Annotated in this window: 16 protein-coding genes and 1 pseudogene; 3 read left to right on the forward strand and 14 right to left on the reverse strand. The window is 32.8% G+C overall.

What is annotated here, in order from left to right:
- Positions 1–89: 89 nt before the first annotated feature.
- The 11 genes from QZZ48_RS06660 to QZZ48_RS06710 form a co-directional block, all read right to left on the reverse strand.
- Positions 90–245 (reverse strand): hypothetical protein, encoded by a 156-nt coding sequence (locus QZZ48_RS06660; protein WP_294963425.1) that lies wholly within the window; start codon positions 243–245, stop codon positions 90–92.
- A complete protein-coding gene (locus tag QZZ48_RS06665; protein WP_294963428.1) occupies positions 245–712 on the reverse strand; it encodes a tRNA (cytidine(34)-2'-O)-methyltransferase in 468 nt (155 codons plus the stop codon). Before QZZ48_RS06665 ends, QZZ48_RS06660 begins: the two co-directional genes overlap by 1 nt.
- Positions 712–1,548, reverse strand: a complete 837-nt coding sequence (gene purU, locus QZZ48_RS06670) for a formyltetrahydrofolate deformylase (RefSeq protein WP_294963431.1) — start codon at positions 1,546–1,548, stop codon at positions 712–714. Before purU ends, QZZ48_RS06665 begins: the two co-directional genes overlap by 1 nt.
- Entirely contained in the window at positions 1,545–1,925 is a 381-nt protein-coding gene (locus QZZ48_RS06675; protein WP_294963434.1) for a hypothetical protein, read from the reverse strand. Before QZZ48_RS06675 ends, purU begins: the two co-directional genes overlap by 4 nt.
- Complete coding sequence (locus QZZ48_RS06680; RefSeq protein WP_294963437.1) at positions 1,916–2,164, reverse strand: tetratricopeptide repeat protein; 249 nt, start codon at positions 2,162–2,164, stop codon at positions 1,916–1,918. Before QZZ48_RS06680 ends, QZZ48_RS06675 begins: the two co-directional genes overlap by 10 nt.
- 15 nt (positions 2,165–2,179) lie before the next feature.
- Complete coding sequence (gene leuB, locus QZZ48_RS06685) at positions 2,180–3,247, reverse strand: 3-isopropylmalate dehydrogenase (RefSeq protein WP_294963440.1); 1,068 nt, start codon at positions 3,245–3,247, stop codon at positions 2,180–2,182.
- On the reverse strand, positions 3,247–3,750 hold the full coding sequence (locus tag QZZ48_RS06690) for a 3-isopropylmalate dehydratase small subunit (RefSeq protein ID WP_294963443.1): 504 nt from the start codon (positions 3,748–3,750) through the stop codon (positions 3,247–3,249). The genes leuB and QZZ48_RS06690 overlap by 1 nt, the downstream gene beginning before the upstream one ends.
- A gap of 59 nt (positions 3,751–3,809) precedes the next feature.
- Positions 3,810–4,391 (reverse strand): diguanylate cyclase, encoded by a 582-nt coding sequence (locus QZZ48_RS06695; protein WP_294963446.1) that lies wholly within the window; start codon positions 4,389–4,391, stop codon positions 3,810–3,812.
- 15 nt (positions 4,392–4,406) lie between these two features.
- The gene (locus QZZ48_RS06700) at positions 4,407–6,527 is read right to left on the reverse strand and encodes a methyl-accepting chemotaxis protein (RefSeq protein ID WP_294963449.1); all 2,121 of its coding nucleotides are present in this window, start codon (positions 6,525–6,527) and stop codon (positions 4,407–4,409) included.
- 134 nt (positions 6,528–6,661) lie between these two features.
- A complete protein-coding gene (flgG, locus tag QZZ48_RS06705; protein ID WP_294963452.1) occupies positions 6,662–7,450 on the reverse strand; it encodes a flagellar basal-body rod protein FlgG in 789 nt (262 codons plus the stop codon).
- A 20-nt stretch (positions 7,451–7,470) separates the two neighbouring features.
- Positions 7,471–8,292, reverse strand: coding sequence for a flagellar hook-basal body protein (locus tag QZZ48_RS06710; protein WP_294963455.1), 822 nt, complete (start codon positions 8,290–8,292; stop codon positions 7,471–7,473).
- 143 nt (positions 8,293–8,435) lie between these two features.
- Between QZZ48_RS06710 and rpoD the strand changes: the two genes are divergently transcribed.
- Positions 8,436–10,295, forward strand: coding sequence for an RNA polymerase sigma factor RpoD (rpoD, locus tag QZZ48_RS06715; protein ID WP_294963458.1), 1,860 nt, complete (start codon positions 8,436–8,438; stop codon positions 10,293–10,295).
- A 3-nt stretch (positions 10,296–10,298) separates the two neighbouring features.
- Positions 10,299–10,982: a hypothetical protein gene (locus tag QZZ48_RS06720; protein WP_294963461.1), complete on the forward strand. Its 684-nt coding sequence runs from the start codon at positions 10,299–10,301 to the stop codon at positions 10,980–10,982.
- Positions 10,983–10,985: 3 nt separating this feature from the next.
- On the opposite strand, the gene QZZ48_RS06725 is transcribed toward QZZ48_RS06720, so the two are convergent.
- The 3 genes from QZZ48_RS06725 to hemL are packed head-to-tail and all read right to left on the reverse strand — an operon-like array spanning position 10,986 to position 13,141.
- The gene (locus tag QZZ48_RS06725) at positions 10,986–11,516 is read right to left on the reverse strand and encodes a hypothetical protein (RefSeq protein WP_294963463.1); all 531 of its coding nucleotides are present in this window, start codon (positions 11,514–11,516) and stop codon (positions 10,986–10,988) included.
- Entirely contained in the window at positions 11,500–11,856 is a 357-nt protein-coding gene (locus QZZ48_RS06730; RefSeq protein WP_294963466.1) for an AtpZ/AtpI family protein, read from the reverse strand. The genes QZZ48_RS06725 and QZZ48_RS06730 overlap by 17 nt, the downstream gene beginning before the upstream one ends.
- Entirely contained in the window at positions 11,849–13,141 is a 1,293-nt protein-coding gene (hemL, locus tag QZZ48_RS06735; protein WP_294963469.1) for a glutamate-1-semialdehyde 2,1-aminomutase, read from the reverse strand. Before hemL ends, QZZ48_RS06730 begins: the two co-directional genes overlap by 8 nt.
- A 146-nt stretch (positions 13,142–13,287) precedes the next feature.
- Here hemL and QZZ48_RS06740 point away from each other — a divergent pair.
- Positions 13,288–13,577 (forward strand): annotated as a pseudogene (locus QZZ48_RS06740) (hypothetical protein); the annotation flags it as partial.

The raw sequence follows: 13,577 nt of genomic DNA on the forward strand, positions 1-13,577 counted from the left end.
GGATATGTGATGTCTATGATTATTAAAAATGCTGAAAGTTTATTTGAAAGATTTGAGAATTCTATACAGATATGGGCAAGTAAAGTTTTTTAAGACTTACTCTCTTTGTTTTTTTTGTTTTGTTCTTCGTCTCTTTTGAAGCCTGCTTCTCTTTGTGCAGATTTGTTCTTATGATAACCACCAAAAACAAACACCATAAACAAAATAAAAAGAAAAACCATAATTCCATCAACAATAGGATTCACTATATCTCCTTAAAACGACTGTAATTTTGTCTTATAGCATCGTATAAAACTATCCCTGTACTTATAGCCAAATTCAGGCTTCTGCCATCCTTTGTCATTGGTATAGTTATATTTTTTTCTTTATGAGCATTTAAAATCTCTTCTGGGATACCAGCTGTTTCACTACCAAAGAATATAAAGTCACCATCTTTAAACTCAGCATCAAAATATGGTCTATCTGTTTTTGTTGTAGCAAAGTGAGCATTATCATTGATTTCATTTTTTTGGAAAAACTCTTCTATACTTTCCCAAACATGTAAATCTAACTTTTCCCAATAATCAAGCCCTGCTCTACGAACAGCTTTTTCATCTATGTCAAAACCAATGGGTTTAATAATATGTAGTGCACAACCTGCATTTACGCATAAGCGCCCTATTGCACCTGTATTATTTGGTATTTGTGGATTTACTAAAACTAGATTAAACACTAGAATATAACCGTTTTATTTGCATATACGAAAATTCTGTCTTCAAGAGCAAGTTTTAGCGCACTTGATAAAACAACTTTTTCTACATCTCTACCAGAACGCTGCATATCTTTCCAACTATAAGCGTGATCAACATGTATAACTTCTTGAGCTATGATTGGACCTTCATCAAGATTATTATTTACAAAATGTGCTGTTGCACCAATAATCTTAACTCCTCTGTTATAAGCTTGTTTATAAGGATTAGCTCCAATAAATGCTGGTAAAAAAGAGTGATGGATATTTATAATCTTATCTTCGTAAGTCTCTACAAACCTAGGAGTTAAAATACGCATATATTTAGCTAAAACAATGTAATCAACATCTTTAAAGCCATCAATACACTCTATAATCTTTTGTTCATGCTCAATACGCTCACATCCTTCATGAGAAACTGTAACAAAAGGAATATCAAATCTAGTTACTAAAGACTCAAGCTCATCATAGTTAGATATTACAGCTAAAATATTTGCATCTAATTCACCAGCTTCATGACGAATAAGTATATCACCAAGAGCATGAAGCTCTTTAGTTGCCATAATTATTATGTTTTTCTTTTTAGGTTGAACTAGTTTGATTCCAGCAGTTTTAGGAAGAACTGCCTTTAGAGCTTCTTCTAATTTATCTAAGTCTATATCTCCATCAACAACACTTCTCATGAAAAATTTATTATTTTCTTTATCAACAAATTCACTATTTGATAGTATGTTTAAATCATTATTAAAAAAAACTGTTGATACTTTATGAACTAAACCTTTTTCATCATTTGCATCTATTAGAACTCTATATTGACTCACTTGCCTTTTCCTTTTTCTAACTTTTCTGCTCTAACATCTATTGTTGCTAAGGCGTACTCTAAAAAATTTAGAGTCATATCTAATTTTGCTTCTATATTTGTATTGTTTGGTGCTTGAAAACCTTCAAATAGAACAAGAAGTCTCTCTCTTAAAGAGTTTAAGAATAAAATCTCACCATCTACAGAAGAAGAATTTTCTTCTTCAACAATTCTATTTTCTTTTATCAAAGGTCTTGGCTTTGAAGGTTCTTGCTTTAGCTCATTTATTTGTGTTTGTATTATTTTTTTTGGTTTTATTGAACTATTTAGAACTTTCTTTGTAGTTTCATTATCTTCCATCTCTGCTAAAGTTGATAGTATTACATCTTTTAATTCCATGACTTTAATAACCACCTTTCAAACTCGTTAAACTCTACATCTGCTTCCATTTTTATAAAAAACTCTTTCATTTGAGTATTTACATTTGGAAACTTTTTTCTCATACCGGAGAGCCTTTTAACAGCAATTTTTGCGTCACTGCTTGAAGGGTCTTTTTTTAAAATTTCTTTGTATATTTCCAAGGCCTCTTCTTTGAGCCCTTGTAGTTCATAAATATTTGCTAGTGTCAGAGTTTGCATATAAACTTTTTATTTCTATCTTGCGATATAGTTAGCGATAATAGAACCAATTTCGCTAGTTGAACATACTTCTTTAGCATCAAATTGTGCTAAATCTTGTGTTCTATAACCCTTACTAAGTGCTTTTTTGATTGCATTGTCAATTTTATCAGCAGCTTCATTTTCACCAAGAGCATATCTAAGCATCATAGATGCAGAAGAAATTGTTGCAATAGGGTTTGCTATACCTTGACCTGCGATATCTGGAGCTGAGCCATGAATAGGCTCATAAACACCTATTTTATCACCTATAGATGCTGATGGTAAAAGACCAATTGAGCCACAAAGCATAGAAGCTTCATCACTTAAAATATCACCAAAAATATTTCCAGTAAGCATTACATCAAACTGTTTTGGATTTAGTACAAGTTGCATTGCAGCGTTATCAACATACATATGTGAAAGTTCTACATCAGGATACTCAGCAGAAACTTCAGTAACAACATCTCTCCAAAGTTGAGAAACATCTAAAACATTTGCCTTATCAATAGAGCAAACTCTTTTATCTCTTTTTTGTGCTATTTTGAATGCATGGTGAGCTATACGAACTATTTCAGAACGTGTATAAACCATAGTATTCCAGCCTTTATCTTCAGTACGGCCTTTAGGTTCACCAAAATAGATGCCACCAATAAGCTCACGAACTACCATTATGTCAACGCCTTTAATGATTTCAGGCTTAAGTGAAGATGCATTAATTAGTTCATCATAAACTACTGCAGGACGTAAGTTTGCATAAACACCAAGTTCTTTACGAAATCTTAAAAGTCCACTTTCTGGTCTTTTTTCACGAGGTAAATTATCCCACTTTTCTCCACCAATAGCTCCAAAAAGTACAGCATCTGAGTTAAGTGAAGTAGTTATAGTTTCTTGAGGAAGTGGATCGCCTGTAATATCATAAGCACAACCACCCATTAAAGCTTCTTCATAGTCAAAGTGAAGATCACAACATGAAGCAACAGCATCTAGTACTTTAACTGCTTCATCTACTATCTCTGGACCTATTCCATCACCTTTAATCAGTGCTATTTTATATTTATTCATTATTTACCTTTAATTTCGTTCTGTGCAAAGTTCATTAAACCACCTGCATCTATAAGTTCTTGCATAAATTCTGGAATCGGGATGAAGTTATAAGACTTGTTTGTAGTTTTATTTGTGATAGTACCAGCATTCATATCAACACTAATTTCGTCACCTTCAGTGATCTCTGCACTCTCTGGAAGTTCGAATATAGGAAGTCCCATATTAAATGCATTTCTGTAAAAAATTCTTGCAAAAGTTGGAGCTATGATTGCAGCAACACCTGCGGCTTTTAGAGCAATTGGAGCATGTTCTCTTGAACTACCACAACCAAAATTTTCACCAGCAACTATTACATCACCAACACTCATATTATTTCTGAATTCTGGATCAGCATCTTCCATAACATGTTTAGCAAGTTCCTCTGGAACCGATGTGTTAAGGTAACGAGCGGCGATAATTAAATCTGTATCGATATCTTTTCCAAAAGTCCAAACTTTTCCATCAATATTTGCTTTTTGCATATAAAATCCTAGATATATTTTTAAATATTTTTGCGATTATATCCAAAGTGAGATTGGTATTAGTTTAAAGCTTTGCGTATAGCATCGTTAATCAAGCCATCAGGCTCTATAGAATCATCAGGATAAATACTTTTTCCTATCCCAATTTTTATCTCTACACTACCCTTGTCATCTTCAAACTTTTCATCAAAAACACTCTTTATTCTTTGAAAAATTACATTTGAGTTTTCTTCTTCTAAATACTCATTAAATACAATTACAAAACCATTATCTGAGATACGAGAAAGAGTATCCTCATTACGAATAGAACTAAGTAACCTATCACTAGAGCCCTTGATAAGGGCTTGAGCTCGTTTTTTTGACCTTAAGTTAACTTCATAATAGTTAAGTATTTTTACAGTAGCTAATAAAAAAGTTTTTTTATGTCTAAATGCTCTAGCTATCTGTTCAGCTATGATTATATCTATATTATTTCTATTTGGAAGATCAGTAATAGTGTCAAAATAAGCTTTTTTGATGAGAATAAGATCTTTTCCCTCACGCTGCTTAGCGACTCGTTTTTGCTTAATATTATAATATATGCTAAGTATAAGCAAAATTATTAAAATAATTAAAGTGTAATGAAGTATGCCAAACACCATGATAAAGTTCCTTTTTTATGTTTTAAATTGCTCTAGTTTAGTAGATAAATCATCCGTCATACTATTTAGATGCTCAGCAGCACTAGCTATCTCTTCTACGCTTCTTGCATTTTCTAAGGATATAACATTTATCTCTTCAACACCTTTAACAATAAAATCTATCTGCTTACCAGTATCTTCAAAGTCTTGCACAGATTTATCACTTGCATCTGTAGCTTTATTAACTATATCAGTTGTTAATTCTATTTTACTCTCAACCTCACTAGCAATATTTGAAAGCTCTTGCATCTCTTTAGAACTTTTACCCATCTCTTCACTTGCAGAGTCAGTCGCTTGAACTATTATGTTAATAGTCGCATTAATCTCTGATAGTGACTTTTGTGTTCTCTCTGCAAGTTTTTTCACTTCATCAGCAACAACAGCAAAACCACGACCATGTTCTCCTGCTCGTGCGGCTTCTATCGCAGCATTTAGAGCTAGTAAGTTTGTTTGCTCAGCAATATCTGAGATAACAGTAAGTACATTTTTAACCTGTTCTGTATCTTTAGATAGCTCTTCTATCTTTTGTGCTAATTCCATCTCAGACTCAACACTACTTTGAACCTTTGATGTTAGTGTTACAATTTCATCTCTTGCACCATTTAACATCTTATTAGCTTCTAGCATTTCGTGCTTAGACTTATTGGCATCTTCGATTGCTATCTGTATTTGAGTATGTGTTTTAGTTGCATGCTCAGTAGTTTCATTTACGATTTGTACTGACTTTTCAACATTTGTTCCAACTTGTAATGCAGTAGATGATAACTCATTTGAAACAGATGAATTCTCAAAACTTGATTTTTTAGCTCCATCTACACTCTCATGAACTTTTTGAATGAAGATATTTATATTATTTGCAACATCGCGTATTTCATCTTTACTATCAACGATAACTCTTTTTGTTAAGTCTCCATCTCCTAATGCTAAATCCTCAGTAACTTCAAGAATATTTCTAATAGGTTGAACAATTATCTTACCTGCAATATAACTTACAATTAGAGTTATTATAAATACTAAGAGCATTGAAACTAACACTATTTGTGTTGTGGAGCTTACAATTGTTTGGGCTGCATCATCACGCATTTGCTGTATATTTGCTTCGATGTTGTCAATATACTCTCCAGTACCAACAATCCATCCCCACTCTTTAAAGAGCATAACATATGACATTTTAGGAACAGGTTTATCTGAACCTGGTTTTGACCAACTATAGTTAACCTTACCTTCTCCCTTGTCTTTTGCAATTTTTGCCATTTCATTAAAAAGAAAAACACCATTTGGATCTTTTGCATTTGAGAGATCTTTACCATCAAGGGATGGTTTAACTGGATGCATTATCATTTTAGGAGAGGTATCATTTATCCAAAAGTATCCACTTTCTCCAAAACGCATTTGTGCGATTGTTTTTAATGCTTCTTGTTTCATTTTAGATGTTACGTCAGATACATAAGCTCCTGTACCTATTATCCAGCCATAAGGCTTAAATATTTTAACGTATGACACTTTCGGCTGTGGATCATCAAACCCCGGTTTAGCCCAAGAATAGTCAACCTCACCTTCACCATTTGATTTTACTGCTTTTACCATTTCATTAAAAAGATAAACACCATTTGGGTCTTTAAATTTTGATAAATCTTTACCGTCTAGAGCTGGTTTAATAGGATGCATTATCATTACTGGTGTTTTATCATTTATCCAGAAGTAACCATTATCTCCATATCTAGCAGATGCAACCACATTCATTAGATGTTTTTGTAGCTCTGACTTAGACATACTTTTTCTATTTTCTTCATAAGCATGATTAAGGATGCTAAATAAAAAGTTAGTTTGCTCTTTTAACTCAGCTTCAACTTCTTTTTTAATTTTTTCTTTAGAGGTTCTAGCATAATATGACTCGAGAGACTTAACAGCAACACTAACATAGTTCTTAAGTTCTATCTCTTTATTTTTATAAGCTTCTTGTTTATATTTAGAAACACTTTGCTCAGTCATTTCATTTATTGTATTTATTGATTGCAAAATAATTGCAACAGACACAGCTATAACAGTAGATATAATTATAATTAGCATCTTCATTTTTATAGAAACAGATTTCATAACAACCCCTTTTAGAGAACATTTACATATATTAAATTATTATATCTAAAATACTAAAAGATAGTTATATGGTGAATAAATTAAGAAGTTAAATTCAAGTATTGGAAGAAACCAATACTTAAGCAGAAGGGTTACTATCTTTTGAGGTTATTTGTAGTTTGTAGCATTTCATCACTGGTCGTGATTACTTTTGAGTTAGAGTCATAAGCACGTTGTCCTGTAATAAGATCTGTAAGCTCAACTACAAGTTCAACATTACTAAGCTCAACAAAACCCTGTCTAAGAACACCAAGACCATCAATTCCTGGAGTTCCTTCTACTGGTTGTCCAGAACTATCTGTCTCTATATAAAGGTTATCCCCACGAGAGTGTAATCCAGCAGGATTAATAAAGTTTGTAAGGGAAAGTTGCCCAATCTGTGTTGCTTGAGTTTGCCCTGGCTGAACAACTGTAACTGTACCATCAGTACCAATACTAATATTAGTAGCATCTGGCGGAATAACTACTTCAGGAATAAGTTTATAACCATCACTATTTACAACACTACCATTATCATCAATTTTATAAGCACCATTTCTACTATAAACTTCTGTTCCATCTGGAAGTTCTAGTTTGAAAAAACCTTTACCAGTAATAGCCATATCAAGTTGATTGTCTGTTTGCTTAAGACTTCCTTCTGAGAATATCTTACTAATTGCTGTAGGACGAGATCCAAGACCTACTTCTATACCTGTAGGACTCTTAGTCATATCACTAGTAGCAGTTCCTGCATAAGACATAACTTTATACATTAGGTCAGCAAATTCTGCACGAGATTTTTTAAAACCAATAGTATTAACATTGGCAATATTATTGGCTGTTGTATCTATCTGTGTCTGCATCCCTAACATTCCGGTAGAGGCAGTATAAAGTGATTGCATCATAATCTAATTCCTTAAAATTTCTAAGCTCTTTTAGCTAGTTTTTCTATCGCGTCACGGTTCATATCATTCATCTGTGTATCCATAGCTTTTTGATACATTCCAACTAAACGATTTGTTTCTATCATCTGTGTCATCATTTTTACAGCGTTTACATTACTTTTTTCAACAAAACCTTGCATAACTGCTTCAGTCGAGTTTAAAGGTTTTAAATCAGTATTACCTTCATACTTATAAAGGTTGTCACCCTCTTTTTTAAGTAATGCGGCATTATCAGGTTGAACAATAAATAGATGCGAGCCTTGTAATAGCTTTGCACTGTTTGGTATATTAGTATAGACTTGTCCACTTTTATCAACTTTAATGATGTTCTCATCATCACTAAATGAAATATTTCCACCAGATTCAAAATAATCATTTGGTAAGACTTCATAACCATTTTTAGTAACAAGTTTTCCCTCATCATCTTTTGAGAAAGAACCATCTCTAGTCAATCTAACACCCTGAGGAGTCTTAACTAAGAAAAATAGACCTTCTCTTGAAAGTGCAAAATCCATATCATTATTTGTTTGTTGCATATTACCTACAGTAAAGTCAGTGTAAGAGTCTACAACTTGAGGAGCTTTTGTCATTGCACGGTTTAAAAACTGTGCACCATCTTCTGAATGATTTGCATTAGGTAACTCATCTCTTGCTTCTTTATAAAGACGCTGAAAATCACCAATGACAAGGTTATCTTCTTTAAATCCGACCGTATTAACATTTGCAAGATTATTAGCTATGGTATCTAAACGGTTAAACTGAGTAACCATACCAGCCGCTGAACTGTAATATCCGCTTTGCATAAAATCCCTTTATTTCGCATATCTGTTCTAGCAAAAGCAAAGTGTGTTCCAAAAAAGAAATTGTATAAATTTAAGGCCTACTTAAAACAATCTCGGTATAATCCACTCTTTAAAAAATCTTAAACATTAAGGCATATTTAAATATGACAGCAAAAGAACTTAACAAAGCTATAGACTCATATTTTACAGAACACAAATCAAAAGATTGTGGAACTTATGAATCTCTAATTGACCTTTTTGATAAACAACCAACAACAGCACAAGCCAAAAATATTCATAAGCTTATGATAAAGCATAAAATATGCCTTTATACGGCGAGTGAGCATGCTAAAAATCTAAATGATAAAGAAGCTGAAGCTAGAAGAGACGCGCAAAGAAAGATGCTTGCTAATAATGAATCAGATAGTTTTGATATATTAAAAGAGCATGAACTTCTTGAGTGGTCTCGTTCTGATTCTCCAGTTCGTATGTATCTTCGTGAAATGGGGCAAATTCCTCTTCTAACTAAAGAAGAAGAGATTGAAATTTCTAAAAAAATAGAAGGTGGAGAAAGTATTATTATAGATGCTATCTGTTCTGTGCCTTATCTAATTAGATTTATCCTTGATTATAGAGAACCTCTAATAAACCGTGAAAGAAGAGTTAAAGAACTTTTCAAAAGTTTTGAAGATGAAAAAGAAGAAACAGACGATGCTGAAACTACAGAAACAGAAGCTGTAGCCATAGTTGAAACTAAAACACTTACAGCTAAAGACAAGACTAGAGTAGAAAAAGTAACTCTTAGCTTTAAAGCACTTGAAAAAGCCAAAAAAGAGTGGTTAAAACTAAGTGAAAAAGTACCTGAAAATCTAGATGGTGAAATCACAGAAGAAATAGTTCAATACTTTTTAGGTGTAACTTTCAAAAAATCTGTTTTGAAAGAAAAACTTTTAGACCTTGGACCAACTTCTAAACTTATCAATGAACTTGTTAAAGCTATGGAAACTGCACTTAAGAGTGATGATGGTTACGATAAAGAACTTAAAAGACTTGAGTATAAATTACCACTTTTTAACGCAACCCTAAAAGCAAACCACAAAGTTTTAGTAGAAAAAATTTGTGAACTAACAAAAGAAGATATCTCTGGTATGGTTCCAGAAGCTACTATGGTTAGTACATATATGGAAATCAAGAAACTTGTTCAAACTAAAGAAGCTTCAAAAAATAGCTTCGATATGGAACCTGAAAAGCTTCTTGATATTTTAGAACAAATTAAACGTGGCAAAAATATTTCTGAAATTTCTAAGACTAAGATGGCAAAGTCTAACCTTAGACTAGTTGTTTCAATTGCTAAGAGATATACAAACCGTGGATTACCATTCCTTGACCTTATTCAAGAAGGTAATATTGGACTGATGAAAGCTGTTGATAAGTTTGAGTACCAAAAAGGTTATAAATTTTCTACATATGCTACTTGGTGGATTCGTCAAGCAATTTCTCGTGCTATTGCTGACCAAGCGAGAACTATCCGTATTCCAATTCATATGATTGAAACTATTAACCGTATTAATAAGATTATGCGTAAACATCTTCAAGAACATGGTAAAGAGCCAGATGTAGATAAGATTGCAGCAGAAGTAGGCTTATCTGTTGAGAAAGTTAAAAATGTAATTAAGATTACAAAAGAACCTATCTCTCTTGAAGCACCTATTGGTAATGAAGATGATGGTAGATTTGGTGACTTCATTGAAGATAAATCATCAATCTCTCCTGCAGACGCTATACTAAAAGATGACCTTAGAGTTCAAATAGAAGGTGTTTTAGAGCAGTTAAATGAAAGAGAAAAAGCTGTTATAAAACTTCGTTTTGGAATTATGGATGATGAGAGTGATAGAACTTTAGAAGAGATTGGAAGAGAACTTAGCGTTACTCGTGAACGTGTTCGTCAAATCGAATCAAGTGCTATTAAGAAACTTAAACATCCTAAAGTAGGTAGAAAACTCAAAAGTTATATAGAGGAATAGTCTATGACTTTTGAACAACAATGGTTAGAGTATGACTACAACCCTTTCATTCTCTTTAGTTCAAATGGAAAGATTTTATCACTAAACGCTGAAGCACAGTTTCTTTTAGGAGCTGCTTCTACAAGTGAATTATTTAAACTTACTACAACCTATGCCTATGTCTCTTTTGGTTTTAAAACAACTTTTTTAGAGTTAGAGTTTGGTAGATACAAGTTTTTCGCTCTTACAGTTGGTTATGAAAATGAAGATGAAATAGGAGTCAAACTCTATCAGTCTCCATCATTTAAACTAAACAATCCTAAACCTATTGGTGAACTAACAGATATATATACACTTGTAGACCTTTGTATATCCACAAATTCTATTAGTTCTAATATTAAATACACAAAAGAATTTGACCCAACTATCCCAGAAATTATTATCAATGTTAATCAGTTTATAAAACTATTAAATAAGATTTATGCTTGTTTTGAAGGTAATGAAACGATAAACACAAAAATATTTTATAGAGTTGGAGAACATATAAAGTTTGAAAGTAAAAAATATAGTATATTTTCTATTGAAGTACAAGCACAAAATCTTAATCAAAGAAAAGTTGACGAACTAGAAGCTATTGCATCTAACACTAACTTCTACATAGATATACAAAAGAAGATAACTATTAATATTCCAATGATTACTTCTTAATAATCATCTTCTAAAAAGATATTTCTTTGCAGAAAATAGCTCTTTAGAACTCACAGAACCTATAACAATCCCTACAAATAAAGACGGCAAATAAATAGCAATATCTAATAGTTCATTGTTTTTGAGTGCAATAAAACCTAAAACTAAAAAGACATATGGAATAAGTCTAAATAGTGATGAAGCACCTTTAGCACCATGTTTCATACTACTCAGACTAAAAGTTTTTATTTTTTTCTTCTCTTCTTTTACTATTGCTTTTAAATCTAAGTCTTCAACAGGAGCGTAGTTAATAGAGTCTTCTTCATATAATTCATGAGGATCTTCAATTTCATCAAGAATATCTCTATCCTCATTAATCATATCAGATGCTATCTGAGTATCAACCATCTTACTATAAGCATATGAAGAACCTAGAATAACAAACAAGCTACTTAAAAATGCAACCTGTAAGTTTATAAAAAAACTAAATGAAAAAAGTGAAGTTGCAATAATCAGAAGTTCTGAAATAGCGATAAGTTTAATACTTTGTTTCACCATAATCCTCATCATCTTCTTCTTCTGCATCTGCCTCTTCTTGAAGTTTCTTTTTAATAGCATATCTAGGTTCTTTTGCTAAGTCTTCATAAACTTTATACTGTTTTGAATAAGCCTTATAGACATTTAAAATTGCTGCAGCTATACCTATAGCAACACCAACCCAAAATAACCACCCTATTCCTGTCAGACTACGAACTAAATAACCAATACCTACACCCATAATAACAGCAACAACTATAGAGATGCCAAGAGAAAGACCATCAGCCGCTTCAATGATTGGTTTTATTCTAGGTTTACGTTCTTCTTTTTCTTCTATCTTAGCTTCATCATTAGGCATTTGTAATCTCTTTAAGTACTTTTGCACTAGCTTTGATAGTATCTTCTATCATCTCATCAGTTGTAGCAGTTGAGATAAATCCAGTTTCATATAGTGAACATGCGAAGTAAAAACCTTCTTTAATCATTCCAGAATGAAATTTTGCAAAAAACTCAGCATCTGAGTTACAAGCATCTGCAAAGTTTTTAACAGGTGAGGCGTTAAAGAAGAAACCAAACATGCTTCCTCTTGTATCTATCTGCATTGTAACTCCACACTCACTTGCTGCTTCTTTCATGCCTTGAACAAGTCTAGATGCACGAGCATTTAGAACATTCATAACAGCTGCATTTTTCTTTAGTTTACTTAGTGCTGCAAGTCCCGCTGCCATAGCAACTGGATTTCCACTTAGTGTACCTGCTTGATATACTGGACCTTCAGGTGAAAGTTTAGCCATTATCTCAGATCTTGCACCAAATGCACCAACTGGCATACCACCACCAATAACCTTACCAAGAGTAAGAATATCTGGTTTAGTGCCTGTGATAGACTCAGCACCATTTATAGATGCTCTAAAGCCACTCATTACTTCATCAAAAATAAGTAGAGCCCCATTTTCATCACAAATCTTTCTAAGCTGCGCTAAGAACTCTTTGTCTGCTGGAACAAGACCCATATTTCCAGCGATTGGCTCAATTATAATACAAGCGATATCGTTAGAGTCAGCAAAACATTTTTTTACACTTTGTATATCATTGTACGTAGCTAGTAAAGTATGTTTAGTAAAGTCAGCTGGAACACCTGGTGAGCTTGGATTTCCAAAAGTTACTGCACCACTTCCTGCTTCAACTAAAAGACAATCACTATGACCATGGTAACAACCTGTAAACTTAACGATATCATCACGTCCAGTAAAACCACGAGCAAGACGAATAGCACTCATAACTGCTTCTGTTCCACTACTTACAAATCTAATCTTATCAATAGAGTCAAACATAGATACAACAAGCTTTGCTAAATCTGTTTCAGCTTGAGTTGGTGCACCAAAACTAAGTCCATGCTTTACTGCATCTATTACAGCTGCTTCTATACTTTCATCTCTGTGTCCAAAGATAAGTGGTCCCCAACTCTGCACAAAATCAACATATTTGTTGCCATCAACATCAGTTAAATAAGCGCCATTGCCCTCAGTAATAAACAGTGGTGTTCCACCAACGCTTGAGAATGCTCTAACTGGAGAGTTAACTCCACCTGGGATTAAACTTTGTGCTTGTTCAAATGCTTTTGACGATGCTTCTGTGCTCATTTAAAGACCTTAATTATTTTTTTGTAATTATAACTAAACAAAAGGTAGAAGCGTTAATATAGATTAGTTATAATCCTCCAAATTTAAAAAAATGGATAAACTTGAATAGATCTTCTTTTTCCTTATTTGTTGCACTGCTTATTCATATGCTATTCTTATTGCTATTTTGGTTACTTGGAAGTCTTACTCCAGAGCTAAAAAAGCCCCAAGCACCTAAAGAAAACAAGATGAAAGTATCACTAAAAGAGATGCCAAAAAAATATAAAAAATCTGGAGATTCAAAAAAGAAAATAGAACAAGAGACTATTGCTCCTCCGATGCCAAAAGGTTCTCAGCTTAAAAAAATTCTTAAAGACCCAGTAAAGTACGAACCAAAAAAGCCTGTAAAACAAGCAAAACTAAATAAGCCAAAAGCAAAAGTAAAACCATTATCTCA

It is taken from the genome of Sulfurimonas sp., assembly GCF_016744025.1.
Lineage (GTDB): Bacteria > Campylobacterota > Campylobacteria > Campylobacterales > Sulfurimonadaceae > Sulfurimonas.